General features: G+C 69.1%; 22 protein-coding genes. 7 read left to right on the forward strand and 15 right to left on the reverse strand.

The annotated features are described in order from the left end of the window. Positions 1-150: 150 nt before the first annotated feature. Both ACN27J_RS18565 and ACN27J_RS18570 read left to right on the forward strand, forming a co-directional pair. A complete protein-coding gene (locus tag ACN27J_RS18565; RefSeq protein ID WP_421367843.1) occupies positions 151-462 on the forward strand; it encodes a transposase in 312 nt (103 codons plus the stop codon). Then, entirely contained in the window at positions 459-1,385 is a 927-nt protein-coding gene (locus tag ACN27J_RS18570; protein WP_421367845.1) for an IS3 family transposase, read from the forward strand. Before ACN27J_RS18565 ends, ACN27J_RS18570 begins: the two co-directional genes overlap by 4 nt. 73 nt (positions 1,386-1,458) lie before the next feature. On the opposite strand, the gene ACN27J_RS18575 is transcribed toward ACN27J_RS18570, so the two are convergent. Both ACN27J_RS18575 and ACN27J_RS18580 read right to left on the reverse strand, forming a co-directional pair. Then, positions 1,459-2,490, reverse strand: a complete 1,032-nt coding sequence (locus ACN27J_RS18575) for an alcohol dehydrogenase catalytic domain-containing protein (RefSeq protein WP_421367848.1) — start codon at positions 2,488-2,490, stop codon at positions 1,459-1,461. Next, positions 2,483-2,914 (reverse strand): tautomerase family protein, encoded by a 432-nt coding sequence (locus ACN27J_RS18580; RefSeq protein WP_421367850.1) that lies wholly within the window; start codon positions 2,912-2,914, stop codon positions 2,483-2,485. The genes ACN27J_RS18575 and ACN27J_RS18580 overlap by 8 nt, the downstream gene beginning before the upstream one ends. Positions 2,915-3,020: 106 nt before the next feature. Here ACN27J_RS18580 and ACN27J_RS18585 point away from each other — a divergent pair, with 106 nt between their 5' ends. The 3 genes from ACN27J_RS18585 to ACN27J_RS18595 all read left to right on the forward strand — a co-directional run bounded on the left by ACN27J_RS18585 (position 3,021) and on the right by ACN27J_RS18595 (position 6,655). Next, positions 3,021-3,650, forward strand: a complete 630-nt coding sequence (locus tag ACN27J_RS18585; RefSeq protein WP_421367852.1) for a TetR/AcrR family transcriptional regulator — start codon at positions 3,021-3,023, stop codon at positions 3,648-3,650. 1,041 nt (positions 3,651-4,691) lie between these two features. Continuing rightward, complete coding sequence (locus tag ACN27J_RS18590; protein WP_421367855.1) at positions 4,692-5,405, forward strand: transposase family protein; 714 nt, start codon at positions 4,692-4,694, stop codon at positions 5,403-5,405. A gap of 209 nt (positions 5,406-5,614) precedes the next feature. Then, positions 5,615-6,655 carry an enoyl-CoA hydratase/isomerase family protein gene (locus tag ACN27J_RS18595; RefSeq protein WP_421367857.1) on the forward strand — a complete coding sequence of 347 codons (1,041 nt, stop codon included), beginning with the start codon at positions 5,615-5,617 and terminating at the stop codon, positions 6,653-6,655. Between the two features lie 40 nt (positions 6,656-6,695). Here the strand turns inward: ACN27J_RS18595 and ACN27J_RS18600 are convergent, their stop codons facing one another. From ACN27J_RS18600 to ACN27J_RS18630, 7 genes are read right to left on the reverse strand one after another with little or no spacing between them, the layout of a single operon-like run. After that, complete coding sequence (locus ACN27J_RS18600) at positions 6,696-7,679, reverse strand: oligopeptide/dipeptide ABC transporter ATP-binding protein (protein ID WP_421367860.1); 984 nt, start codon at positions 7,677-7,679, stop codon at positions 6,696-6,698. Beyond that, positions 7,676-8,677 (reverse strand): ABC transporter ATP-binding protein, encoded by a 1,002-nt coding sequence (locus tag ACN27J_RS18605; protein ID WP_421367862.1) that lies wholly within the window; start codon positions 8,675-8,677, stop codon positions 7,676-7,678. Before ACN27J_RS18605 ends, ACN27J_RS18600 begins: the two co-directional genes overlap by 4 nt. 19 nt (positions 8,678-8,696) lie before the next feature. Further along, a complete protein-coding gene (locus tag ACN27J_RS18610) occupies positions 8,697-9,653 on the reverse strand; it encodes an ABC transporter permease (RefSeq protein WP_421367865.1) in 957 nt (318 codons plus the stop codon). A 14-nt stretch (positions 9,654-9,667) separates the two neighbouring features. Then, positions 9,668-10,645: an ABC transporter permease gene (locus ACN27J_RS18615; protein WP_278110317.1), complete on the reverse strand. Its 978-nt coding sequence runs from the start codon at positions 10,643-10,645 to the stop codon at positions 9,668-9,670. 6 nt (positions 10,646-10,651) lie between these two features. After that, positions 10,652-12,376 (reverse strand): hydantoinase B/oxoprolinase family protein, encoded by a 1,725-nt coding sequence (locus tag ACN27J_RS18620; protein WP_421367868.1) that lies wholly within the window; start codon positions 12,374-12,376, stop codon positions 10,652-10,654. Continuing rightward, the gene (locus ACN27J_RS18625; RefSeq protein ID WP_421367870.1) at positions 12,373-14,382 is read right to left on the reverse strand and encodes a hydantoinase/oxoprolinase family protein; all 2,010 of its coding nucleotides are present in this window, start codon (positions 14,380-14,382) and stop codon (positions 12,373-12,375) included. The genes ACN27J_RS18620 and ACN27J_RS18625 overlap by 4 nt, the downstream gene beginning before the upstream one ends. Before the next feature lie 10 nt (positions 14,383-14,392). After that, positions 14,393-15,805 carry an ABC transporter substrate-binding protein gene (locus ACN27J_RS18630; protein ID WP_421367873.1) on the reverse strand — a complete coding sequence of 471 codons (1,413 nt, stop codon included), beginning with the start codon at positions 15,803-15,805 and terminating at the stop codon, positions 14,393-14,395. A 634-nt stretch (positions 15,806-16,439) separates the two neighbouring features. On the opposite strand from ACN27J_RS18630, the gene ACN27J_RS18635 reads away from it, so the two are divergent. Both ACN27J_RS18635 and ACN27J_RS18640 read left to right on the forward strand, forming a co-directional pair. Then, on the forward strand, positions 16,440-17,330 hold the full coding sequence (locus ACN27J_RS18635; RefSeq protein ID WP_421367875.1) for a cyclase family protein: 891 nt from the start codon (positions 16,440-16,442) through the stop codon (positions 17,328-17,330). Next, on the forward strand, positions 17,323-18,744 hold the full coding sequence (locus tag ACN27J_RS18640; RefSeq protein WP_421367877.1) for an MmgE/PrpD family protein: 1,422 nt from the start codon (positions 17,323-17,325) through the stop codon (positions 18,742-18,744). The genes ACN27J_RS18635 and ACN27J_RS18640 overlap by 8 nt, the downstream gene beginning before the upstream one ends. Here the strand turns inward: ACN27J_RS18640 and ACN27J_RS18645 are convergent. From ACN27J_RS18645 to ACN27J_RS18670, 6 genes are read right to left on the reverse strand one after another with little or no spacing between them, the layout of a single operon-like run. Then, positions 18,731-19,162 (reverse strand): organic hydroperoxide resistance protein, encoded by a 432-nt coding sequence (locus ACN27J_RS18645; RefSeq protein WP_278110323.1) that lies wholly within the window; start codon positions 19,160-19,162, stop codon positions 18,731-18,733. The genes ACN27J_RS18640 and ACN27J_RS18645 overlap by 14 nt on opposite strands. Positions 19,163-19,166: 4 nt before the next feature. Next, entirely contained in the window at positions 19,167-20,660 is a 1,494-nt protein-coding gene (locus tag ACN27J_RS18650) for a dihydroorotase (RefSeq protein WP_421367879.1), read from the reverse strand. After that, positions 20,657-22,069, reverse strand: a complete 1,413-nt coding sequence (locus ACN27J_RS18655; protein ID WP_421367881.1) for a M20/M25/M40 family metallo-hydrolase — start codon at positions 22,067-22,069, stop codon at positions 20,657-20,659. Before ACN27J_RS18655 ends, ACN27J_RS18650 begins: the two co-directional genes overlap by 4 nt. Next, positions 22,066-22,377 carry a hypothetical protein gene (locus tag ACN27J_RS18660; RefSeq protein ID WP_278110326.1) on the reverse strand — a complete coding sequence of 104 codons (312 nt, stop codon included), beginning with the start codon at positions 22,375-22,377 and terminating at the stop codon, positions 22,066-22,068. The genes ACN27J_RS18655 and ACN27J_RS18660 overlap by 4 nt, the downstream gene beginning before the upstream one ends. Beyond that, positions 22,374-23,456, reverse strand: a complete 1,083-nt coding sequence (locus ACN27J_RS18665; RefSeq protein WP_421367884.1) for a class I SAM-dependent methyltransferase — start codon at positions 23,454-23,456, stop codon at positions 22,374-22,376. The genes ACN27J_RS18660 and ACN27J_RS18665 overlap by 4 nt, the downstream gene beginning before the upstream one ends. Further along, complete coding sequence (locus tag ACN27J_RS18670) at positions 23,456-25,450, reverse strand: FAD-dependent oxidoreductase (RefSeq protein WP_421367886.1); 1,995 nt, start codon at positions 25,448-25,450, stop codon at positions 23,456-23,458. Before ACN27J_RS18670 ends, ACN27J_RS18665 begins: the two co-directional genes overlap by 1 nt. Positions 25,451-25,604 lie beyond the last annotated feature (154 nt).

A 25,604-nucleotide genomic window follows, 5' to 3' on the forward strand; every position in this document is an offset into this window, starting at 1 on the left:
GCGGCGTCCACCAGGGACCGCAGTTCGTCTCCGAGTGTGGCGATCGCCGTGCGCTGGTGATCTGGGATCGCCGTGCGCTGGTGATGAGCTACCCCCGCTTTGATGGAGCTTCTTGATCATGGTCTGATGGCCGTGGAAAGGAAGTTGTCCGTGGCAGCACCGAAGAAGTACCCCGACGAGCTACGTCAGCGCGCTGTGCGGCTGTATCGCGAGTCGGAGCCGAAGCCGGTGATCCGGCGTCTGGCCGAGCAACTCGGCGTGCATCACGAAGCGCTGCGGAACTGGATCCGCCAGGCCGAGGCCGACGCCGACGAGCGTCACGACCGGCCGACCAGCGAGATGGCGGAGGAGAACCGCCGGCTGCGCAGGGAGGTCGCCGAGCTGCGGCGGGCGAACGAGATCCTGAAGGCCGCGAGCGCGTATTTCGCGGCGGAGCTCGACCCGACCCGGCGACGGTCATGAGGTTCATCCATGAACATCGTGACCAGTTCGCGGTCGCGCTCCTGCTACGGGTCCTCAACATCGGCGCCTCGACCTACTACGCCTGGGTCAAGCAGGGCGAGCAGCCCTGCGACCGCGATGTGGTCGACCTGGGGTTGATCTCCAACATCCACGAGATCTGGGAGACTTCGGGGCGTACCTACGGCGCGGACCGGGTCCACCGGCAGCTACGCCGCGACGGCATCCGCGTGGGCCGCAAACGGGTGGAGCGGCTCATGGCCGGCCAGGGCTGGCAGGGGGCTTTCCTGCGGCGCGGCTGGCGCGGCGGCTCCACGAAGCAGGACCCGCGACACACGCCGTCGCCGGATCTGGTCAACCGGCGGTTCACCGCCGACGGGCCGAACCGGCTCTGGGTCGCCGACGCCACTCGCATACCCTGCGGCGAGGGCGTGTTCTGGCTCGCCGCCGTCCGCGACGCGTTCTCCCGCCGGATCGTCGGCTGGAAGACCTCCGACCGCTGCGACACCGACCTGATCCTCGCCGCCCTCGAATACGGCGTCTGGTCCCGCGACGTCCGCGACGGCCAGTTGATCCACCACTCCGACCGCGGGTCGAACTACACGTCCTTCCGCTTCGCCGAACGCCTGCGGGACAACGGAATCCTGCCTTCCATGGGCTCCGTCGGCGACAGCTACGACAACGCCCTCATGGAGAACTTCTGGTCGACCCTGAAGATCGAGCTCGTCTACCGCACGAGCTGGAGGACCCGCGACGAGGCCGAGAACGCGATCTTCGCCTACATCGACGGCTGGTACAACATCCGCCGCATCCAGAAGGAACTTGGCTACCTCAGCCCCAACGAGTACGAGGCGACCTGGCACAGCCGCCAGACCGCACCAGACGAGCCACCTGTCACCACCCCTGCGCCAGCCGGCAGCAGGTAACCACCGCTCCAACAAAGCGGGGGAAACTCATGATCTGGGATCGCCGTGCGCTGGTGATCTGGGCTTGTGTTCATCAGTCTCTCGGCAGGTGGTGCGCTGTCAGAGGGCGCGCGAAGACAGGCTTGAGGTGCTTGCCGACAAGCGTGTAAGGCAGCTGTTCCCAGTCCAGGACGTCGGAGACGACGCGGCCGGGGCCTACCTTTCCGGAAAGCGGCGAGTTCGAGGGCGTCGGGGAGGTGGGCGCGTACGTTGTCGCGGGCAACGCGCAGGGTGACGCCGGTGAGGTACACGTCGAGCAGGGGCAGCTCACCGGGGCGGAAGTGGGTGCCGGCCGACTCGCAGGAGCCCTCGGAGGCGAGGCTCTGCAAAGCCAAGCCGAGCTGGTCGACGCGGCCGGTGGCCTCCACGGCCAGATCGAAGCCGTGCCGGACGGGTTCGAGCGTCTCGGCGGTGCGGGCCCCGAAGCTCTCGGCGAGTTGCCGGTGCCCGGGGTCCGGATCGTGTAGAGCACGTCGGCGGCGTCCAGGGCACCGGCGATGTCGCAGACGTAGAGGCCGATGCTGCCCCGGGCGACGACCAGCACCCGCGCGCCCGGCCTGGCGTCGAGGTGCGGGGCGACCAGCCGCCAGGCCAGCGACCAGTTGTCGCTGGCCGAGGCCATGGCCACCGGGTCGAGCCCGGCCGGCAGCGGTACCAGCATGGCGTCCGCCCAGGGCACCCGGACCAGGTCGAAGAAGAGCCCGCCCCAGCTGCCGCCGATCGGTGCCCCGTACATCGCCATGTGCGGCACCGACGCGCAGTGCGCGGTCAGACCGGCGCGGCAGAGCGCGCAGGTGCCGCAGCTGATCGACCAGGGCACCACGACCAGGTCACCGGGGGTCACGCCGGTCACCGCGTCGCCGACCTGCACGACCTTCGCGACGCACTCATGGCCGATCGGGAACGGTGGATCGAGGAATCCGTGCCCGGCCAGGATCGCGAAATCCACGTCGCACGAGGTCGCCGCGACCGGTGCGACGATCGCGTCCAGGCCGGACTCCGGCGTCGGATCGGGCGCCTCGCGCCATTCGACGGTCCTGCGGGCGATGTAGGTCAGCTCACGCATCGGCCCGCTGCTCCTTTGCGAGGGGGACGAGGTCGGCGTAGCGCACCACGGCGCCACCGGCGCCCCAGGTGCCGTCGGGCTGCTCGTGCACCAGCACCCACACCCGTGGTGCGGCATCGCCGCCGAGCCCAGCCGCCTGGAGAACGGTGGCGGTTACCTCATCGATCAGGCCCGCCTTACGACGCTCCGACAACGCCGCCTGCGGCACGGTGACCTCCACCAGGAAACGGGCGTCGTCGTCCTCGGCCGTTGTCTGCGCACCCTGCGGCAGCTCCACCAGATAGCTCCACGCCAGCGCACGGAACAACGCCGTGTCCGGCACACCCTCCCAGCGAAGCAACACCGCAGCGAGGTCGCGCTGCACACTCGCGCGGCCCTCCCACGTCAGGGCACCGGCCGCAGCCGTAAGCCGGATCATCGGCATGGCGAACCTCCGTCGACGACACCGCACTATGACGGTCGTTATGGACGAGACGAAGAGTAGGCTATAACAGTCGTCATAGCCAGGAGTGGAGGAAGGGGGCCGTACGGTGACCAGTGGCAACCCGCCAGCGCGGCAGCGAATCGTGGCCGGCGCCGCCGACATGATCAGCCGGCGCGGACTGACCGCCACCAGCATCCGGCAGATGGCCAAACACGCCGGCGCCCCGCTCGGGTCCACCTACCACTACTTCCCGGACGGCAAGCAGCAACTCGCCACCGAGGCGGTCCGGCACACCGGCGAGACGATCGCCCGGAGCCTGCGCAAGGAACTCCAGGCCGGCCCCGCCGCCGGTCTCAGCGCCTTTCTTGCCATGTGGCGCACGATCGTCGTCGACACCAACTTCCGGGCCGGCTGCCCGGTCCTCGCCGTCGCCGTCGAGGAACCCCCCACCGACGAAACGTCACCTGCCCTCGCAGCCGCTGCGGAAGCCTTCCAGGAATGGGAAGACCTCCTGGCCGCTTCCCTGCGCGAACACGGTGCCGACCCCGACCAGGCCGACCAGGCCGCGACGCTTATCGTCGCCGCTGTCGAGGGCACCGTGGCCATGTGCCGAGCCAAACGCAGCATCGAACCCCTCGACCGCACCGCCGAACAACTCCACCAACTCATCCGCAGCCTGATCCGACAAAGAGAAGAAGCGGATACGGACCACGCCCCACCGAAGAGCCGCTCGTAACGCGAAAGTGCCATGCGTACAGCACCGGCCAACCGCAACCACCCAAGGCAGCCCTCAGCGGCGATCAGCTACACCGATAGAGGTCAATTCATCAAGCTATGCCTATTCTGTTACATCAGAGCCAGCACGCCAGAGAGTGGTCCGCTGTTCAGATGTAGGCCGGCATGGGTACTTGCTGCCCGAACGGCCCACCACCCACACGGCGAAATACCCGCTGCACCGAAGTCAACCTCGGTGATCGCGGTGTTCTCCGGCTTGCGCCCGTTCGATGAGATCATCTGACCGGGCGGGGTCTGTCAAATTGGCCCCGTCTCACATACGGTGGTGGCGCAGGGGCTTTGCCTAGTCATCGGAGGGTGGTTCTGACCTGGGATTCCGGGGTTCACTGGCCTGATTGGAAGACGCAGGGAGGGTGTGACCCTACCCCAAACCTGACCCACTTCGGATACAAATACTTACCACAAGTCGCCGAGATCACTTCAACAAGAGGTACAAACACTTCTAGGCGATGATAGGAGTCGGTGATTTGCCAAGACAGAATCTACAGCAACATTCGAAGTGATTGTTGACGGTAGGGTCGAGGCATCCAAACGATTGGCCTATCCTAAACAGAAAGATAAATGTATCACCCATCGATGCGCAACGCGTGATGATCAGCTACAGGATCGACGGCTTATTCAATGCCGGCCTCATCGGCCCACATGTCACTACAAGGTGACGACCGATTCATCCCGAAGGTGTGCCGAATACGGCTTTGGCGCCAGCAGATCAGGACGCGTCCGAGGCTGATGGATGCGTCGTGGAGGTCGAAGTGGCGTTCCCAGCGGATGGCCAGGCGGCGGCATCACAAACATGTTCAACCAAATTTCGACTATGAGGCTTATTCAGCAGGGCCTCGATAGCCCACAGTGGACCCCCCGATAAATGAGACGGTCCGCCCTCCCATAGGATGGAGTTACCACACAACAACCAAAGAAAAGCGGACCGCCGAACATGTATCATACCACCGGCTTCACGACCGATCAGATCCGCGACCTCTGCGTGCTGGTCCGCGCCGAATGCCGGAACCTGGGCATGGAACCGTGGCCACCGATCCTCGGCCTCTACCGCGCCCTCGTGGTCACGTTGACCTACATGCGGCGCAACCGCGTCCAAGCGGAGATCGCCGAGGCGCACGGCGTCTCCCAGTCGACGATCTCACGGGCGGTCACCGGCATCACACCGGTCCTCGACCGCGTGCTGGCGGGGTTCTCGCCGACCGCCGACGAGCTCGACCCGACCGTCCAGTACATCGTCGACGGCACCCTGTTCCCCTGCTGGTCATGGCGCACGGACCGCTGTCTGTACTCCGGCAAGCACAAGACCACGGGCATGAGCGTCCAGGTCGCCTGCACCCTCGACGGCGCGCTCGTCTGGGTCTCCGATCCCGTCACCGGCAACCACCACGACTCGTACGCGATCAACGACACCGGTGTTCTCGTCAGCCTGAATCCTGGAGGCTGGATCGGCGACAAGGGATACGTCGGCAACGGCATGATCACTCCGTACAAGAAGCCCAAGGGCGGCGAGCTCACAGAGTGGCAGAAGGAATACAACAGGCAGGTCAACAAGATCCGCTGGGTCGTCGAACAGGTCATCGCGAATCTGAAGACCTGGAGAATCCTGCACACCGACTACCGCAGACCGCTCGCGACCTTCACAGAAACGATCTCCTGCGCCATCGGGCTGCACTTCTACAGGATCGCCTGTGAATAGACCTCTATGCCCGGGTCCCACCCCTCCTCCAGCAACGCCCCGCCGCATAGCGTGACGTATCTCGCAGTCCACAGCGACAGCTATGGCTGTGCTTTCGAGCCCGAAATTGGAAAGATCATCAGTGAACTGGGGTAGGTGGCTAGCCGAAGGGACGGGGAAATCATGCGGCTGATCACGTCCGGCAAGCTGATCGACGACCGGACCACCACATGAGCACGGAGCCGGTGATCGCCCGGGTCAACGGCCATCTGGGGCACTTGACCCTGAACCGGCCGGCGGCCATCAACGCTCTCACCGCCGAGATGATCACCAGCATCCGCCGCATTCTGGCCCGGTGGGCGGTATCTGACCGTGTCCGCACAATTCTGATCACCGGCGCCGGCGAGCGTGGACTCTGCGCCGGCGGCGACATCCGCGCCATTCACGCCGACGCCGTGACCGGCGGCACCGCCTCGCTGGACTTCTGGGCCGACCAGAACCGGCTCGATGCCACCATCGCCGCCTACCCCAAGCCGATCGTGGCCTGGATGGACGGCCTCGTGATGGGTGGCGGCGTCGGCATCTCCGGCCACGCTTCGCTGCGGGTGGTGACCGAGCGGTCCAGGGTCGCCATGCCCGAGGTCGGCATCGGCTTCCACCCCGACGTCGGCGGATCGTGGCTGCTGTCCCACGCACCCGGGCAGCTCGGCACCCACCTCGCGCTCACCGGCGTCCCGGTCAACGCCGCGGACGCCATAGCCGCCGGGCTCGCCGATCACTACATCCCCACTGACCGGCTGCCGGACCTGACACTCGAGCTGGCGCGCGGGGACGCCGCCGAGGCGGTCAGGTCGCTTGCCGTCGCCCCGCCCCGGGCCGAGCTCACCGTCGCCCGGCACTGGATCGACTCCTGCTACTCCGGCGACGATGTGGGCGCGATCGTCGTCCGGCTCGCCACACATCCCGATGCCGCCGCGCGGGCAGCGGCGGAGGTGATCACTACCCGATCACCCACCTCGTTGGTCGTGACGCTCCGCTCGCTCCGTAGCGCGGCCGTTCTGCCGGATCTACCTGCGGCGCTGGTCCAGGAGTACCGGATCTCCGCCGCTTTACTACGGTTGCCCGATCTCGTCGAGGGCATCCGTGCCCAGATCATCGACAAGGACCGCCGACCTCGGTGGCGGCCCTCGACGCTCGCGGATGTCCCACCGGCGCTCGTCGACACCTGCTTCGCCCCGCCACGCGACCGACCCGACCTGACTCTGGCCTGACGGGCGGTCCTCGGCACCTTGGCCCACGAGCGCCGGTGGGTCAGGGTGCCGCGATACCGATCTGCTCGATGCGATGACAGGCCGCTTGGTGGTCGGGGCCGGCAACCCGCAGGGTCGGCGCGGTCAGGCACACCTCGGCGGCATGAACGCAGCGCGGGCTGAACGCGCACCCGTCGGTGTGCGACCCGATGCTGGGCACCTCGCCGAGCGGCGTGTCGCCCGCTCGCCGGCCGGCGAGCGGTTCGGTCGCGGTCGCCGAGGCCACGAGCATCTGGGTGTACGGGTGCCGGGGGCGGTTGAACACCTCTTCGGTCGGCCCGGACTCCACGATCCGGCCGAGATACATCACAGCCATCTGGTGACTGAGGTGCCGCGCGATGTCGATCTCGTGTGTGATGATCATGCAGGTGAGGTCGAACGACCGCTGTACGTCGAGGAGCAGGTTGATGATGCGGGCCTTGGTCGTCAGGTCCACGCTCGACGTCGGCTCGTCGAGCAGGAGTATCGACGGTTCGATGGCCAACGCCCGCGCGACCACCACCCGTTGCAGCTCACCCACGCTCATCCCGACCGGCAGGCGTGGCAGGTAGTCGGCGGACAGACCGACTCGTTCCAGCAGGGCTCCCGCCCGCCGGTCCTGCTCCGCCTGGTCGGCACCGATGTGGTGTACCCGCAGCGGCTGGGTGAGCGCGTGCCAGATCGTACGGCTGCGGTTGAGTGAGGACAACGGGTTCTGCGGTACGAGCTGCACGGCCCGCCGGTGCCGGCGCAGCGCCCGCCGGTCGCTGATGTCGGTGTCGTCCACGAAGATGCGCCCGGCCGTGGCCTGGTAGATGCCGGCGATCGTACGGACCAGCGTCGACTTGCCGCAGCCGCTCTCCCCGACCAGCGCCAGTGTCTGGCCGGGTTCGATGGTCAGCGAGACGTCGTTGACCGCGTGCACGCTGGGCGTACGCATGGTCCGCCACGACCGCCGGCCGTGGAAGGTCTTGGACAGCTCTTCGACGCGCAGTCGCTGGCTCATCGATCCTCCAGAAGATCACCGGGCGGCCAGCCGCCGTCCGGGTAGCGGTGGCAGGCCACCCGGCCGGCGGCAGCCGGCAGCAGCTGCGGCGTGTCCTCGTGGCAGACGTCGGCGGCGATCGGGCAGCGCGGGGCGAACGAGCAGCCACGCCGGTCCTCCGGCAGGCTGGACACACTTCCGGCGAGCACCGGCATCGGCTCGCGGGGGGTGTGCCGGCTGGGGATCGCGTCGAGCAGCGCCCGGGTGTAGGGGTGCCTCGGCTGGTCGAAGATTGACCGCACGTCTCCTTCCTCGACGATGTCACCGGCGTACATCACGTACACCCGGTCGCAGAGCTGCGCCACCGACCGCAGGTCATGGCTCACGAAGACGATGGCCAGGCCCAGCTCGTCGCGCAGGTCGCGCAGCAACCGCAGGATCTGGGCGGCCACGGTCGGATCGAGCGTGGTCGTCGGCTCGTCGGCGAACAGCAGCCGTGGCCGTGCGCCGACCGCCGCGACCGCGACGAGCAGTCGCTGCAGTTGGCCGCCGGAGAACTGGTGCGGATAGTTGTCCAGGCGTCCGGCGACGCCGTCGAGGCCGACCCGGTGCAGCATGTCCGCGATCACCACGTCAATGTCGGTCGACTCACCCGCCCGGTGGCGGCGCAGCAGCTGGCGAATCTGCCGGCGGACCCGGGTCACCGGGCTGAACGAGGTCATCGGCCGCTGGGGCACCAGGCCGATCTCCCGGCCCCGCACGGCGCGCAGCACCGCATCGCCAGCCGTAGCTAGGTCCGTCCCGTTGAACAGTATCCGGCCCGAGTGCAGCTCGGCGTTCGGCGGGAGCAGGCCGAGTACCGACATCAGCGCCGTGCTCTTGCCGCTGCCCGACTCGCCGACGATGCCGACCACCTCGCCGGGGTGTACGACGAAGGACACCCCCCGCACGGCCGTCCGTGTGCGGCCCTGGCGGCGATATGTCGTCCGCAGGGAGTCGATCTCCAGCAACGGTTCCACGCGTGTCTCCATTCCTGGCTCAGTCGCGCAACTGCGGGGACAACCGGTCGGTCAACGCGTCACCGACGAGGTTGAGCCCGACGATCACGATCATCAGCACCAGCCCGGGCATCACCGAATACCACCATGCGCCGTAGAGCACGTAGTTGCGGGCGTCGTGCAGGAGGTTGCCGAGCGTGGGGTCCGGAGCCTGGACGCCCAGGCCGAGGAAGCTCAGCGCGGCCTCCGCGAAGATCGCCACCGCCATCCAGAGGAAGGCCTGCACGAACACCGGCGGCAGCACGTTGATGGAGATCTCCCCGAAGATGATCCGGAACCGGGAGACCCCGATGACCCGTAGCGAATCGGCGTACTCCTCCTCCCGTTCGACCATCGTCGCCGCGCGGGCCACCCGGGCGAACTTCGGCAATGTGGTGATCGCGATGACGGTGACGACCTGCACCTCGATCGGCGCGGGCAGGCCGAGAATCGTGCCGCCGCTGGCCCGGCTGAGGCCGAGGAAGACGACACCGAGGATGAACAGCGGCAGCGCCATGATGACGTCGAGGCACCGCATGATCAGCTCGTCGATCCAGGTACGGGCGAAGTAGCCGGCGACCATCCCGAGCGGCAGGGCGACGGCCAGGCCCAGCACGACACTGGCGAGCGCCACCACCAGCGACAGGCGTGCGCCGGCGGCCGTACGGGCGAAGATGTCCCGCCCCAGCTGGTCGGTGCCGAACAGATGCTCCAGGTTGGGCGGGACGAGGATGTCGTCGCCCTGGGCGAGCGGGTCGCCGCCGACGAACGTGCCGATGACGACCACCGACAGGTAGGCGACGATCAGGAGCAGGCCGATCCGCGACGGCCAGGTGGCGACGACCACCCGGCCCAAGGTGCGCAGGCCGGCGAGACGCGGCGGTGTCGCCGGGGTGGTGATCGTCTCGGCCGGCGGTGGAGCGGTCGCCGGAACGGGCGGCGTCGACGTCGATTGCATGACCGCGTTCCTTCCTAGAGGTCCCGGACCGAGACCCGCTGGCGGTAGAGTTCACGGACTCTGGGATTGATCACCGCGTACAGCAGGTCGACCACAAGGTTCAGCACCACGCAGAACAGCGCGATGAACAGGGTGCACCCGATCGCGACCGGGAAGTCCTGCTTCTCGAACGAGTCGATCATCAGCTGACCGATCCCGGGAATGGTGAACACCACCTCCACGATCACCGTGCCACCGATCAGGTAGGCCAGGGCCAACCCGATGACCGTCGCCGTCGGAATCATCGCGTTCGGCAGCGCCACCCGCCCGTTGACCGCCCTCGGCGACAACGACATCGCCCGGGCGAACATGACGTAGTCGCGGCCGAGCGCGTCCAACATGGATACCCGCAGGGTCCGCGCGATGATCGCCACATACGGTAGGGCGAGGACGAGCACCGGCAGAATCATGTGCTGGATGTTGCCGAGCGGGTCCTCGGTCAACGGCACCCAGCCGCCGGTCGGCACGATCCCCGGTAGGTAGAGACCGAACAGGAACAACAGCAGTAGCGCGAGCCAGAAGCCGGGGACGGAGAAGCTGACGAGCGTGCCGACCCGGATCGCCGTGTCGAGCTTCGACCCGTACCGTGCGCCGGCGAGCCGGCCGAGTGCGACGCCCAGCGGGGTCGCCACGATCAGTGCCACGATCGCCAGTTCGACGGTGGCCGGGGCCCGCTCCAGCACCTCGGTCAGCACGTCGCGGCCGGTGAAGACGGACTGGCCCAGGTCACCCGTGACGGCGTTGGACAGGTACGCCCAGTAGCGTTCCGGCAGCGACCCGTCCAGCCCCATCAGCGTACGGATGGCAGCCACGTCCTCCTCGGTGGCGTACGCGCCGGCGTAGATCCGGGCCGGGTCGCCGGGGGCGAAGTCCACCAGCACGAACACCAGGGTGGCCACCGCCAGGAGGACGACGAACGAACCGATCACCCGCCGGACCACGTATCCTGCCATCGATCGCTACTCCTCTTCCGAAGGGTTCCGCCGGCCGTACACCGCCTGTGCGCGGGCCATGGTGATGTAGCCGTCGCGAAGGTCGGCCGTGACGGCGGCCGGAGGACGGTGTCGGGGATCGCCCCACCCGCCTCCGCCGGGTGAGCGCAGTGTCACGCCGTCGCCGGGTCTCAGCCGCACGTGCCGCACCTTCGCACCGGGGAGGTCCCGTCGTCGCCCCTCCACGTCCAGGTGCACGGTCAACGCCCGGGCGTCGGTGCCGCCGCGCACGCCGAACGGGGCGAACCGCGCCCGGTCCCCGATGATGCTGATCGACACAGACGGGTCGAGAGACGTGATCTGGTAGGTGTTGCCCAGTCCGCCGCGGTGCAGACCGTCGCCGGCGGAGTCGGCCGCCAGCTCGATGCGGTCGAATCGGATCGGGAACCGTCGTTCCATCGTCTCCACCGGCGGGTACTTCGCGGTTCCGTGGGGCGGTGGCGCGTTGACGAGCCCGTCGTCGTCGGGAAGTGCGCCCATGCCCCCGGCGGCTGGCAGCGGGATCGCCGCGGGTCGTCCGTCGCGGCCGGTCGCGGACAGGGACATGACCGCTGATGTCCCGAACCAGTCGGCGGGCACGTGCTCGGGCACGCATCTGCCGAGTGCGCCCAGCACGACGGTGATCACCCGGGAGGCGCAGTCGAGGTAGCCGCCGACGGGCGCGGGCCGGACCGCGTTGAGGAAGGAGCTGTCGTCGATGACGAGCCTGACCGGCTCGAGCGCGCCCCCGTTGACCGGCAGGTCCGGGAACATGTGCTTGATCGCGATGAACGCGGCGGCCGCCGTCGTGTCCCGGCTGAGATTCATCGGACCGCAGGCAGGGCCGGCCGAACCGGTGAAGTCGAAGGTCATCGTGTCGCCGGCGATCCGCAGGGCGAGGCGCAGCAGCATCGGCCCGCCGCCGGCACCGTCGTCGTCGAGGTGGTCCTCGAACGGGTACTCCCCGTCCGGCAGCTCGGCGACGATCTGCCGCATCCGCTGGGCCGCCCGCGTCCGCAGCTGCGCGATCGCGGCCCGCACGGTGCCGGCACCGTATCGGGCCAGCAGTTCGTCCATGCGGCGTCGGCCGACCCGGAGTCCGTTGAGCATCGCTTCGAGGTCGGCTCGCTGCAGCTGTGGTGCCCGGATGTTGCCGAAGATCAGATCCGCGACGTCAGGGCATTCCCGGCCGGCCCGGTGCAGCAGCACAGGCGGGATACGCAGCCCTTCCTCGTAGCACTCGGTCGCGTCCGGCACGACCGAGCCAGGAAGGCTGCCGCCGATGTCCAGCCAGTGTCCACTCGTCGCCAGCCAGCAGAACAGTTCGCCGTCGACGAGGTAGGGAGCGAGGAGTTTGACGTCCGGCGCGTGGGTTCCTCCGGCGTACGGGTCGTTGAAGATGTAGACATCGCCGCCGCGCAAGTCGTCGAGCCGACCGCGCTCACGCAACAGCCCGATGGTACGGCCGACGGCGTATCCCATACCTGCGACGAAGATCGGCATGCTGTCCGGCCCCTGGGCGATCGTCGCGCCGTCCATCGCGTCGTAGAGGCCGGACGCGCGGTCGTCCATCTCGGAGATGACCGGGGAGAAGGCCGACCGCACCAGGGTGGTGTCCATCTCGGTGGCGACCTGTTGTAACGCGGCCCGCAGGACCGCCAGTGTCGTCGGATCGACGTCGGCGCTCGGACGTCGATCGTCGCCGGCCGTCATGACTGTTCCCGGATGAGCAGGTTCCGCTCCGCGTCGACATCGGCCACGTACCCGGCTTCGAGGTAGACCGTGGCGTCCTCGCTGGACAGCAGCAGCGGCCCGAGCAGGTGCTCGCCCGGCTGCACCTCTTCCCGGTGCCGGGCCGCGGCATCGGAGGCGATGATCGGGGCGCCGGTACGGGGCGTCGCCGGCCGAACTCCCGCCGCTGCGGCTCCGTGCCGGGCCACCAGCGTCGATCTCAGTGTGACGATCTCGACCAGGCCGTCTGCCAAAGTCCGGCCGTACCGCAGCCGGTAGGCGTCCCGGAACCGCCGCTCCGCCCCGGCGCGGCTGATCGGCCGTTCGAGCGGGACCCGCAAGTGATGGCTCTGCCCTCGGTAGCGCATGTCGCCCTCCACGACGATGTCGACGTCACGAGCCGCGATGCCTGTCTCGGTCAGCCGCTCTCGCAGCGTCTGCTCCTGGTCGTCGAGCATCCGGTGCAGCGTGGCCACGGTGTCCGCGTCGTCCAGCTGAGCTGCCGTGGTCGGCCACGATCGGCTGTTCTCGTACCGCAGGTCGGCCAGGGCACAACCGAGCGCGCTGACCAGTCCGGGTCGGGGCGGTACGAGAGCCGCCCGCATGCCGGTCTCCCGTAGCAACGGGCACACGTGCAATCCGCCACCTCCACCGAACACGACGAGCGTGAACTCGCGTGGGTCGTGGCCGCGGGCGGTCAGTACCGACCGGATCGCGTTACCCATCGTGGTGGTGGCCACGGCCAGGATGCCCGACGCGGCCTCCTGCGCCGAGATACCCAGCGCGTCGGCGACCGGCTTGACAGCTGCCGCAGCGAACTCGGGGTCGAGCCGGTGTTGCCGGCCGGTGCCGAACCGGGCGTCCGGGTCGATACGGCCCAGCAGCAGGGCGGCGTCGGTGACCGTGGGCGCGGTACCACCGAGGCCGTAGCAGGCGGGACCCGGATCGGCACCGGCCGATTCCGGCCCCACGGTCAGCACGCCGAGCTCGTCGACGCGCGCGATGCTGCCACCGCCGGCGCCGACCGCCACGACGTCCACGCTTGACGTGACCAGCGGGAGCCGGAAGCCGAGGGCCGCGTCATTGACGTATCGTGGCCGGCCGTCGACGACGACCGACACGTCGGAGCTGGTGCCGCCGATGTCGCAGGTGACCAGGTTGGTCAGCCCGGCACGCCCGGCGAGCCCGACCGCCGCGAGCACGCCGGCCACCGGGCCTGAGCGGGCTACACCGATCGCCAGATCACGGGTCTGCTCGATCGAGGCGACCCCACCGTTGGACTGCATCACGAGCACGTCACCGGTGTGCCCGATGTCGGCCAGCCGGCCCGCGAGTCGCCCCAGATAGGCTCCGACCACCGGTTGCAGGTAGCCGTTGGTAGCCGCGGTGGCGAACCGGACGAACTCCCCGGCCTCGGCGTAGACATCAGCCGAGCCGGTCACGTAACGCGGTTCGGGCCAGAATTCGCGCAGCGCCGCCATCGCCTGTTGTTCATGGCGGCGATTGACGTCGGAGTGCAGAAAGCAGACCACGACCGCCTGGACGCCGGCCGACAGCAGCTGCCGGCCGGCGTCGCGTACCTCGTCCAGGTCCAGCGCTTCGACCACGACTCCGTCGTGAGCCAGCCGCTCACGGACCTCGATCCGGTCGCGCCGGGCCACGACCGGCCGGTGCGCACCGGCGAAGCCGTAGATCTCCGGCCGGTCCCGGCGCCCCATCTCGACCACGTCGCGGAAGCCGCGGGTGGTGATGATGCCGCATCGGGCACCAGCGCGGGCGATGATCGCATTGGTCGCGACCGTCGTGCTGTGAACCAGAAGGGTCCGGGCGTCCCGCTCCGTGCGGATCTGTTCCACAGCGGCGGCGATGGCGCGCGACGGATCGTCCGGCGTGGACGGGACCTTCGCCACGCAGACGTGGCGGCCGGCCTCGACGAGCACGGCGTCGGTGAACGTGCCCCCGACGTCGACCCCGATGACGCGCGTCATCCCCGTCGTCCTATGCCGCGATGGTGGCCGTCGACAGGTCGAAGGCGTTGAGCCGGTAGGCGGCCGGATCGAGACCGGTGACCTCCCTGCGGTGACCGATCAGGAACAGCGGGTACACCGGCGGGATGTAGGCCGCCTTGGTCGCGAGCATGTCGCTCCACTGCGCGTAGAGCCTGACCCGCTCCGTGGCGTCGGCGGCGACTTCGGCCCGCTTGGCGATCGCGGTCGACTCTTCGTCGATGAACGAGGTGGAGTTCGAGGCGCTGTCGGCCATGAGGGATCCGACGCTCCCGTCGATGCTGCGTCCCTGCCCGGTACCGGCCATTTCGTAGGCGATCTTGAACCCCCACGGGCCGCCCTTCGTGGTCGACGAGAGCCAGTCGCCCTGCTGCAGGAAGTGCAGCTCGGCGTTAAGGCCGATGGCGGCCCAGTCGGCCGCGAGCACGGCACCGACGTCGCGCAGGACGGTGTCGTCCTGCGCCACCCAGGTGAAGGAGATTTCCTCATCGGCGTACCCGGCTTCGGCCAGCAACGACCGGGCCCGGTCGAGGTCGGGATCCTCCTCGTAGATCCTCGTGGTGTATTCCCAGCCCTCATGCCCCGGTCCGACCGGGCCCTGGCCGATCTCGGCCCGACCGCCGAACACCACGTCGCGCATCCGCCCGCGGTTGATCGCGAAGGCGAGTGCCTGCCGTACCCGCTCGTCCCGCAGAACAGGATGGGCGCAGTTGGGCCGCATGGTGATCAGAACCGGCGCCGCGGCCTCGGCCAGGACCAGGTTGGAATCGGAGGCGATACGGCTGGCGTCGACGGTCGATACGGCCGGGTAAATGCTGGAGCTGCCCTGCGTCAGGTTGACCATGCGGGCACCCGGCTCCGGCACGATCCGGAAGATGATCTCCGAGATCGCCGGCGCCCCGTCACGGTATTCGGCGTTGGCCGCCAGCCTGATCTGCACCCCTGGCTGGTGGGAGTCGAGCCGGTAGGGGCCCGTACCCATCATCTCGTCGTCACGGTCGAGAAAGTCGCGGTGGATGATCGGGATGAGGGCGAGTTTCAGCGGTAGCAGGCCCCACGGGTTCTGGAGCGTGAACCGGACGGTGGTGGCGTCGACGGCCTCGACGTTGGCCAACGGCCGCAAATGGAAAATCCAGACCCGGCCCTGCTGATTGCCCGCGTTGATGGTGGCGGCCACGTCTTCGGCGGTCAGCTCATCGCCGTTGTGGAACCGGATGCCCGAGCGGATCTTCACCTCGACGGTCAGATCGTCGATGATCGTCGGCTGTCCCTCCGCGAGGCGCGGGATCAGCTCGGTCGAGTTGGGGTCGATGTCGTAGAGCCGTTCCTGAACGTGCCGGTTGACCCATGAGATGTACTGGTTGTTGATGGTCAGGCCGTTGAGCGTGGATGGCTCAAGCGCCATGTCCACCGTCGCCATACCCGGCGTCGCGGAATCACCGGTTCCGCCGGAACAACCGGCGAGCGCCAGTGCGCCCAGCGTCAACCCGCCGGCGCTTCCCTTGACCAGGCCACGGCGGGTGACCCGGTAATGGCCTGCTTCCCGTATGAGGCTAAACCCATCCATATTGTCTGCCCTCACATCCTGACTGAAACGCCGCGACCGCGGCTTTCGTCTGGCGTTCCACCGGCTAGAACAGGAGCGCCATGATGTTCTGGATTCTTGAGGGCATGCCGTCGGGTGTCAAGGTCCGGCCCTTCACGGGCCCAGGCAGGCCAGAACGACCCCAAGGGCACGATCCAGACGTTTCGCCCGGAGTCACGAGCGGGCCGAAACAGACCTGAAACCCGATCGCCGACGACCCGGGCATCGCGGTGTGGCGAGGACCACGTCACGGGATGTCCACCTGGCGTCCCCGCGCCCGACGGGTGGAGGCAAAGCCGCGCCCACCTCGGCGGACGCACCGTGACCACGGCCGCACTCCGAGCGCAACGATAGCCCGCGTTCGGCACGAGATCTTGGCCCCGGCCGCTCACCTTCGGTACCTTGCAGAACATCACCTCGGTATCGTTCTACCCAGCGGAACAATGGAGTCAGCGTGAACAACAGCTCCGTGTCCGGCGTGGTCACGCCGGACGCTGCCGTCAGTGCGTCATCGACCTCGCCCGGCCCGCCGGCCGACGCGTTACTCGCCGCGCTCGGCCAGGGCGTCCGCGTGTTCGACCTCGGCCATCCGCTGTTTCCCGGCATGCCTCAGTCGCCCAACCATCCAGCGTTTCAACACCACGTACCGCGACGACACGGTGACGCTGTACGCGCTGACGGCGGTTCGGCCGCCAACGATCTCATCCTCACCGGCACCCACGTCGGCACCCACATCGACGCCTTGTCCCACGTCTCGCAGGACGGGCGTCTGTTCGACGACATCCCAGTGGCCGACGCCATGCGTGGCGGTCGCTTCGCCGTACACGGGGCCGAGCAGATCGATCCGATGTTCCGCCGTGGGATCCTGCTCGACGTTCCCCGCACCCTCGGCCTGTCCCGGTGCGAGCCGGGCTACGAGATCACTCCTGCCGACCTTGACGCAGTGGTCCAGCTTCAGGGGACACCACCGGAACCCGGCGACGTCGTCCTGATCCGTACCGGGTGGTCACAGCTGTTCGGCGAGCCGGCCGCGTTCGTCGGGGCCGCCGACGGGGTTCCCGGAATCAGCGCAGCCGGTGCCCGCTGGCTCGTCGAGCACGGTGTCCACGCGGCCGGCGCGGACACCATCGCGTTCGAGTGCCTCGCGCCCGGGGCCGGGCACAGCCTCCTACCCGCCCACCGGATCCTGCTCGTCGAACACGGCATATACCTGATCGAGGCGATGGCGCTGGAGGGACTCGCCGGCAGCGAGACCTACCAGTTCACGTTCGTGCTGGCGCCACTGGCCATCACCGGAGCGACCGGCTCTCCGGTACGCCCCCTGGCGGTGCGCTGCGGTGACTGAACCGATCGCGCACACCGTAGCCGCGTTCGCCCACAACCTGGGCCTCGCCGATCTGCCGGCCGATGTCGTCGAGAACCTGCGCGCCCGAATTCTCGACACGCTCGGGGTCAGCGTCGCCGCGCTCGACCTTGACACCAGCCGCGCCGCGCTGACATACGTCTCTGCCAATGGCTCGCCCCAGGCACACGCGATCGGGCTGCCCGGTCCGGTGTCGGCCGTCGACGCCGCGTTCGCCAACGGCGTGCTGGCGCACTCGCTCGACTACGACGACACCCACCTTCCATCGGTACTGCACCCCAGTGCCACCCTCGTACCGACCGTCCTGGCCGCCGCGGAGCGCTTCGGGGCCGACGACGCGAAGGCCATGGCCGCGTTCGCTGCCGGCATCGAGACCTGCATCCGGCTGGGCATGGCCGGATACGATCCGGCCAGCGGCGACTCGGTGTATTTCCGACACGGACAGCACGCCACGTCCATCTGCGGGACTGTCGGCGGAGCAGTCGCCGCGGCGGTGCTGGCCGACCTCGATCCGGGGGGGATCGCCGCAGCGGTCGGTCTGGCCGCCTCGATGGCCTCGGGCGTCATCGAGGCCAACCGCGCCGGCGGTACGGTGAAGCGCATCCACTGCGGTTGGGCCGCCCAGTCGGCCGTGCGGGCCGCCGAGCTGAGCCTGGCCGGTTTCACCGGACCGCCGACAGTCATCGAGGGTCGATTCGGTCTGCTCCAGGCGTTCCTCCGCGACGACTCGCGCCCGGAGGCGGTGATTGACGGGCTGGGCCGCGAATGGCTCACCCGTGATCTGTTCGTCAAGCCCTACCCGGCCAACCACTTCCTCCACGCGGTGATCGACGCTGCCGACGCGTTGCGCCGGGCCGGGTTGCGTCCCGCCGACGCCGCCGAGATCACCGTGCTGGCTCCGGGGCCGGTCATCCGGACGATCGGCGAACCGATCGAGGTCAAACGGACGCCGAAGACCGGATACCAGGCCCAGTTCAGCGGGCCCTACGCGGTCACGGTCGGCCTGCTAGGCGGGAGTGGACTGGGGGCCGCCCGCGCCGACTTCACCGACGCCCGGGCCCAGGACCCGCTCCGGCGGGACATCATGGCCAAGGTGACGGTCGTCGAGGACCCGGAGTGCACCCGCGTCTTCCCGCACCAGTTCCCGGCGGCGGTACGGGTCCGTACGGTGGACGGCCGAGAGCTCGTCGAGCGGGTGATGTACACCCGGGGTGGTCCCCAACGCCGGCTGAGCCCTGACGAGCTGCACCGCAAGTTTCGCGACAACGTGGTCGGCCGGCTCGACCCAGAGGCCCGGGACCGGGTCATCGCCGTTGTCGCCCGACTGGGCGAAGACGATTCGACGATCCCGGGCCTCATGCGTGACGTCGGCCGCGCCGACGTCACCCCCCGTTGACCACGATCGTCACCACGATGTTGCCGCGGGTCGCCCGGGAATAGGGGCACAGCGCGTGCGCCTGCCGGACCAGCCGCTGCGCCACGTCCGGCGGCGCTCCCGGCAGCCGTACGTCCAGCGTCACAGCCAGGCCGTAGCCGCCGTCAGGATGCTTGCCGATGGTCACGTCCGCCGTGACCGACGATTCGGCGACGCCGATCCGCGCGGCCCTCGCCACCACCGTCAGGGCGGAGTGGAAGCAGGCCGAGTATCCGGCCGCGAACAGCTGCTCGGGGTTGGTGCCGTCGCCGTCGACCCCCGAGCCGCCGAGCCCCGGAGGGCGGACGAGCGCGATATCGAGCACGCCGTCGGCCGAGCGCACCCGCCCGCCCCGGCCCCCGGTCGCGGTCACCCGTGCGGTGTAAACGGGATCGATCATCGCCCTACCCCTCGCTGCCTGTTCCCTCGCCACCGGATCGGGAGATGTAGCGGCCGGTGGCTGGTCCGGTGGTCACGGCACCTGCTGACACGACCGGCACGCCACGGACGAACGTGTCGGTCACCCGGGCGGTCATCTCGACCCCCTCGAACGGCGAGTACTCCTGGGTCGACGGTGAGTCGGCCGCCCGTACCGTCCAGGTGTCATTCGGGTCGACGAGACACAGGTCGGCGTCGAGGCCGACCGCGATGTCGCCCTTGGTGAGCAGGCCGAACCGGCGGGCCGGCGCGCCCGCGGTCAGGTCGGCGATGCGCCCGGGGCTCAGCCCCCGCTTACCGCCCTCGGTCAGCAGCCCGGTCAGCAGGTACTCCGCGCCGCCGAACCCGGACCGGGCGGCGAAGACGTCACCCGGGTCGGCACCGAACTTGTACTCGCTGCGGCAGCACGCGTGATCGCTGACCACCCAGTCGACCTCTCCGGCGACGACGTGCTCCCACAACGCCTCGACATCGGCCCTGGGCCGCACCGGCGGGTTCACCTTCCCGCCGTTGTCCCGGGCCGACTCCACATCGGTCAGGAGATGTCCGATCGTGACCTCGCGGCGAAAGTCGATGTGCGGGAACGTCCGGGCCATCCGCAGGGCGGCGGTGACCGCCTTGCCGGACGACAGGTGCAGGAGGTTGACCGTGGCCAGGCTGGTCTCATCGGCGAGGAACGCCGCGATCGTCACCGCGAGACCCTCCGAATGCGGCGGGCGGGAGGCATGGTAGGCGGCCAGACCGGTCAACTGTGGGTCCTGCTCGACGAGTTTGGTGTAGGCCCGCATGATTTCCGGTGTCTCGCAGTGCAGCGACAGCGAGATGCTGTCGGCCCGGTCCGGTCGTTGCTCGCGAGCTGCCTGAACGGCCCGCATCACGAACTCGAAATGCGCGTAGTCGTAGGACTGGTCCGGCGGGATCATCAGGAAACCGCTCTGGTCGGTCGACCGGCCGTGCAGCCCGTGACTGCCGTAGAACATGAAGATCTTGAACGACGTGACCCCGTGCCGGTCGATCAGCATCGGGATCTCGTCGATGTGCTCGGCCGTCATCGGCGCCAGGTGGAAGCCGAAGTCGATCACAGACCGGCCGTTGGTACGTTCGAGCACCTCGGGGAAGAAGTCCGCGTACGGGCCGCCGCGGTTGAGGTAGTACTGGCCGGTCCGGATGTAGTTGAGCGCGGTCGTCACTCCGCCAAGCGCGCCGGCCCGGCTCTCACTCGCCGCGTCCTCTGCCAGCGGGTTGTAGATCCCCCAGTGCTGGTGCGCGTCAACGACGCCGGGAAACGCGAGCCGCCCACCGCCGTCCAGCAGGGCCGCCGCACGGGCCGGATCGATGCCGGACGCGATCTCCGCGAACCGTCCGGCGCGTACGCCGATGTCGGCACGGGTCGGCGTGTCGACCCCGGCCCGCACCACGTCGACGTCTCGAATCAGCAGGTCCAGGTCGGGTGTGGTCACCGCAGAGCTCCTTCGTCGTCGGTCGGTCGTCGCGCCCCGCCGTCCGCCATGGCTGCCATGATCTCCACGACATGACGGATGCCCGACCGGTAGTCGTCGATCCGTACGTTCTCGTCCGGCCCGTCGAACCCCGAGTCAGCGCGGGAGACACCGATGCCGACGATCGGCCGGTCGCCGAGCGCGGCCTGATTGCCGACCCAGGTGGTGTAGGGCTCGATGACCGGTTCGTGGCCGTACGCACGGCGCGCCGCGTCGGCGACGAGCGCCACGAACGGGTCCCGGTGGTCGGTGGCGTTGGGCGCGTTGCTCGCCACCACTTCCACCCGTACATCGGCGAACCCCTGCTCCCGCAGGTGCTCCTCGACCGACCGCAGAATCCGCTCCGGCCGCTGACCGGCCACCAGCCGGATCTCGACCTTCGCGGTCGCCTGCGACGGCAGGCCGAGCGTCACGTCGGGACGGTTGTCGCCGGTCTCGACGCCGGCGATGGTCAGCGTCGGCACGGTGCGCACGACCGACGTCGCCTCGCGGTCGTCGACACCACCGACGAACCCGGTCACGCCCGACCGGCGACGCAGGAACTCACCGTCGAACTCGATCTGGTCGAGCAGCTGCCGCTCGTGCGCTGTCACCGGGCGCACGTCGGTGTAGAAGCCGGGAACCCGGACCCGGCCGTCCGGATGGTGCAGGCTGGCCAGGGCCGCGACGAGTCGATGTGACGCCGACGGTAGCAGAGCCGCGTTCTGGCTGGTCAGGTCCCGATTCAAGGTGCGTACCGACAGGGTCAGGTAGAGCAGGCCCTTCTCACCGAGCTTGAGCAGTGGCCGTCCGAGGGCGTCCGACCACGAGTTCTCCCACAGGGTGCCGTCGCTGGCGAGCCGGTCGGCGTGCCGGCGAACGAACGACGGCAGACCGGGACTGTCCAGTCGGCGCTTGCCCTCGATCAGGAAGATGCTCGTCACCGGCGGGGTCAGCCCGGCGAGACGCCACGCCGCCACCGCGTGGATCCTCGACATCAGCGCGCCCTTGTCGTCGGCCACGCCACGGGCGAACAGCCGACCCTGGCGGATCTCGGCCGCGTACGGAGGACTGGTCCACGCACTCTCATCACCGGTCGGTTCGATCTCCACGTCGTAGTGGAGAAAGTGCAGCAGCCGCCGCGGGCCACCGTCGATCTCGCCGAGGACGTAGGGGTAGGAATTCTCCCACTCGACGATGTCGGCGGTGCCGCCCCACTGTCGCAACTCTTCGGCGACGAACTGGGCCGCCGCTGCCATACCGGCGGGCTCCTGGCGCCGGCTGCGGAGCCGGCACAGGTCCCGCAGCCGGTCGACGAACTCGTCGAGGTGGCGGTCGACCGCGTCGAGCGCCGCGCTCGGATCGACCGCGGGCTCGGTCGGTGCCGTCATGTCGTCTTGCCCTGCAGCCGTTGCTCCCATTCGGTGCGCAGCGGGTGCTCGGCCGGACCTGCCTCGGCGATGATCCGCATGAGCCGGCCGAGATAGCCGTCGCGGCGCAGGTCGAGTTCCGCCCGCTCACGCTCGTCAGGCTCGTACGTGTCGACGGCGTCAACCGCGAGATGTCCCTGCCGGGCGAGCGCCGCCTCCAGCACCCGCAGCCGGTGATCGGTCACGTGCAACTCGGTCGCCAGCTGCAGCACGAGGTCGAGCAGCTTTCCGACCTGTGGGTCGGTGAAGTAGGCGTATTCGGCCGTCATGGTGTCACCTCCTGCGTCTCGATCGGCTTCGCCGCCGTGAGCACGGCCCACGGGAAGTGCCACTCCCGGCGATCACCCCATCCCTGCGGAGCGATCCCGGCGGCGCGCTCGTCGAAGGGCACCCAGGCCACGTCGACCAGACCGTTCTGGCGGCAGATCCGCACCGCGTCGGTGCGGAACAGGTCGTGGAAGTAGGGCTCGTTGTTGCGTTCGGCGTGCTCGACCACTGTCGCGTCGCGCAACGCGTCGCCGGTCAGGGCGAACTCCAGGAAGCCGAGGCGGCCGCCGGGCTTGAGCAGCCGTGCCGCCTCGGCGAGAGTCAGTTCGATCACGTCGGCCGGCATCTCGTGCAGTACCATGGTGCCGGTCACCACGTCACAGGAACCCGGCTCGATTCCGGTGTCGACCGCGTCGCGCTGCCGGTAGTGAATCGCCAGGCCCTCGTCCTCCGCCTCACGGTGTGCCAGCCGCAGGCCGGGGGCCGACAGGTCGAGCCCGATCACCTCGGCGTTAGGGTAGCGGCGGGCCAACGGCCGGGTGCTCTTACCGAACCCGCAGCCGACGTCGACGATACGGCTCGCCCGCGGTTGGTCCGGCAGCGCGGTCTCCACGAACAGCCGATGGAACTTGTAGCCGTCGTTGTCACGCAACATGACGATGCGCGCGCCCAGCTCGTAGACGTAGGCGGACAGGTCATGGGAGGAGTAGCCGCCAGGCTGGACGTGGATGTCGTATGCGGTGTACCAGTCGGGTAGGACGAAATCAGCGCCGATCTCCAGCGATCCCCGCTGCCCGCTGGACTCCCCCGCCTGAGCGACCAGCTCGTCGGCCCGGCGCAGCACCGTGTCCCCGGCGGTACGCCACAGCATCTTCTGCTGGGTCCGCTCCAGATGGCTGAACCACGGGTAAAGGGGGAGCTCGTGCAGGCGGCGGGTGGCCTCGGGCAACGACCCGGCCGGATCGCCGAACTCCTCCACGAGTGCCGGATAGACCGTGCCGGCCCATTGTTTGCGCAGTTGCAGGACGAAATCGACGGAGGCACGCTCGTCGAGCGTGAGCCCCTTCTCAATATCGATCATCACATCCTCCTCGGTCCTGGACCCGCCGCGAGCCCCATGCCACAGAGGTGTCCCTCGTACACGGCTTCGAGCACCGAACGCGGCGCGACCGCGTCGCCCACCAGGTGCACCCGGTCGGGTCCGAGTCGTTCGTGCAACGCCGGCACAAGCCCGTCGTCGGCTCGCGCGGCACCGGCGTCCACAACGCTGTGGACGCCGGCGAGCTTCTCCACTTCTCCGGTGATGACATCGACCAGCCGCAGCGATCCGTCCGGTGCGGGTTCCGGTTCCAGCCGGCGCAGCGGGTGCACCTTGACCCGCAGCAGCCCGAGCCGCCGTACCAGAGCCAGCCGCGAGTAGGTCGTGATCCGCCCTGCGAAGGATGCCGTCGGCGACACCAGCCGGACCCGCCAGCCTTGCCGGGCGTACTGCTCGGCGACGGCGCTGCCGGCCCAGTCGCCGTGGTCGTCGAAGATCAGCACCTCGCGGCCGGCGCCATCGCGGGCGTCGCGCAACGCGGTCACCGCCTCCCACAGGTCCAGTAGCGGCAGGCCGGTGACCAACGGGCGACGCACCGGGCGCGAGCCGGTGGCCACCACGACCGCGTCCGGGTCCATGCCCGCCACGCTGTCCGCGGTCGCCGGCGTGTCGAGCCGCACCCGTACGCCAGCCGCCCGCGCGTCGCGTTCCAACTCGTCGACCAGCAGGCCGAACCGCCGACGCGCGGCCAGACCGCGCAGCCGGGCGACCTGACCGCCGAGAGCCGGACCGGCTTCGACCAACGTCACCGTGTGCCCGCGGCGGGCGGACTCGATCGCCGCCGACAGACCGGCCGGACCGCCGCCGACGACGAGGACCGACCACGACGGGCCGGGCCCCGGGACCGGCAGCCACTCGCGACCCGCGCGGGGGTTCACCACACAAGCCATGTCGAGGCCGGCCTCGATGCGGCCGAGGCAGCCCTGGTTGCAGGCCACACATGAGCGCACCGTGTGTTGACGGCCAGCCCGCGCCTTGTCAAACAGGTGCGGATCGGCGATGTGGGCTCGGGCCAGGCCGACAAGGTCGGCGCTACCGTCGGCGATCAGGGTGGCCGCCTCGGGCAGACTGTCCAGCCGGCACACGGCGATCACCGGCAGGCCGGGCACCGCGCGGCGGAACATCGCGGGGAACCGGCGGAACGGCGCGTGCGGAAACGTCATGTCGGCGATCTGGGTGGCCAGCGTGTAACTGCCGTGGTATGCGGAGTGACTGACATCGAGAAAGGCCAGCGGGAACTCCCGCTGCACGCCGCTGACGATCTCGACCATGTCGGCCGGGGTGAGGCCGCCCGGCAGGAACTCGTCCGCGCTGATCCGCAGCCCGACCGGCAGGCCGTCGGCACTTTCGGACACGGCGGACAGGACCTCACGCAGCAGGCGCGCCCGGCCCGTCGCGTCCCGACCGTAGCCGTCGGTCCGGACGTTGCTGACCGGGGACAGGAACTGGTGGATGAGGTGGCCGTGACCGGCGTGCACCTCGACTCCGTCGAAGCCGGCCCGGCGCATCCGTCGTGCCGCGGCGGCGAACGCCCGGACGACGACGGCGATCTCCACCGCGTCCATGGCATGCGGAACGTGCGCTCCGGGGGTCCAGGCAATGGCCGACGGAGCCCAGGCGACCACCCGACCCCCGTCCCCCGGCGCCTGCCGCCCGGTGTGCACCAGTTGCGCGACGATGGCCGCGCCGTGCGCGTGCACCGCGTCGGTGAGCCCGCGTAGCGGGTCCACGCAGTCGTCGCCGAACGCTCCGAGCGTGGTGGACCGCCCGGCGCTGGTCGGATGTACCCGGATCGCCTCCGTGATGATCAAGCCGGCGCCGCCCCGGGCACGCTCCGCGTGGTAGGCCACGAGACGCTCGGTAGCGAGGTTGTCCCGCGCGAAGTTCGTTGTGTGGGCCGGCACCACGACCCGGTTACGCAACGCCAGACCACCCGCCTCCAGCGGGGCGGACAGCAACGCCATCACATCGGTCATCAACGATCAATTCGGAGCACGGAGGCGGGCGACATGACCGGAACCCTAGCCCTGCGGCATAGCAGCGTCAACGAAAAACGTTCCGTGAGCTGAAACACCAGGGTTCAACGTTTGACAGGGCGGAATGTTCCGGCGAGGCTAGCGATCACGACGT

The sequence above is a fragment of the Solwaraspora sp. WMMB762 genome, from assembly GCF_049179115.1.
In the GTDB taxonomy this organism is placed as follows: domain Bacteria; phylum Actinomycetota; class Actinomycetes; order Mycobacteriales; family Micromonosporaceae; genus Micromonospora_E.

Excerpts from the sequence above, each read along its gene's own strand:
- ACN27J_RS18570 (WP_421367845.1), top strand. The coding sequence starts at position 459 with ATGAGGTTCATCCATGAACATCGTGACCAGTTCGCGGTCGCGCTCCTG.
- ACN27J_RS18575 (WP_421367848.1), bottom strand. The coding sequence starts at position 2,490 with ATGCGTGAGCTGACCTACATCGCCCGCAGGACCGTCGAATGGCGCGAG.
- ACN27J_RS18580 (WP_421367850.1), bottom strand. The coding sequence starts at position 2,914 with ATGCCGATGATCCGGCTTACGGCTGCGGCCGGTGCCCTGACGTGGGAG.
- ACN27J_RS18595 (WP_421367857.1), top strand. The coding sequence starts at position 5,615 with ATGAGCACGGAGCCGGTGATCGCCCGGGTCAACGGCCATCTGGGGCAC.
- ACN27J_RS18600 (WP_421367860.1), bottom strand. The coding sequence starts at position 7,679 with ATGAGCCAGCGACTGCGCGTCGAAGAGCTGTCCAAGACCTTCCACGGC.
- ACN27J_RS18610 (WP_421367865.1), bottom strand. The coding sequence starts at position 9,653 with ATGCAATCGACGTCGACGCCGCCCGTTCCGGCGACCGCTCCACCGCCG.
- ACN27J_RS18615 (WP_278110317.1), bottom strand. The coding sequence starts at position 10,645 with ATGGCAGGATACGTGGTCCGGCGGGTGATCGGTTCGTTCGTCGTCCTC.
- ACN27J_RS18620 (WP_421367868.1), bottom strand. The coding sequence starts at position 12,376 with ATGACGGCCGGCGACGATCGACGTCCGAGCGCCGACGTCGATCCGACG.
- ACN27J_RS18625 (WP_421367870.1), bottom strand. The coding sequence starts at position 14,382 with ATGACGCGCGTCATCGGGGTCGACGTCGGGGGCACGTTCACCGACGCC.
- ACN27J_RS18630 (WP_421367873.1), bottom strand. The coding sequence starts at position 15,805 with ATGGCGCTTGAGCCATCCACGCTCAACGGCCTGACCATCAACAACCAG.
- ACN27J_RS18645 (WP_278110323.1), bottom strand. The coding sequence starts at position 19,162 with ATGATCGATCCCGTTTACACCGCACGGGTGACCGCGACCGGGGGCCGG.
- ACN27J_RS18655 (WP_421367881.1), bottom strand. The coding sequence starts at position 22,069 with ATGACGGCACCGACCGAGCCCGCGGTCGATCCGAGCGCGGCGCTCGAC.
- ACN27J_RS18660 (WP_278110326.1), bottom strand. The coding sequence starts at position 22,377 with ATGACGGCCGAATACGCCTACTTCACCGACCCACAGGTCGGAAAGCTG.
- ACN27J_RS18665 (WP_421367884.1), bottom strand. The coding sequence starts at position 23,456 with ATGATCGATATTGAGAAGGGGCTCACGCTCGACGAGCGTGCCTCCGTC.
- ACN27J_RS18670 (WP_421367886.1), bottom strand. The coding sequence starts at position 25,450 with ATGACCGATGTGATGGCGTTGCTGTCCGCCCCGCTGGAGGCGGGTGGT.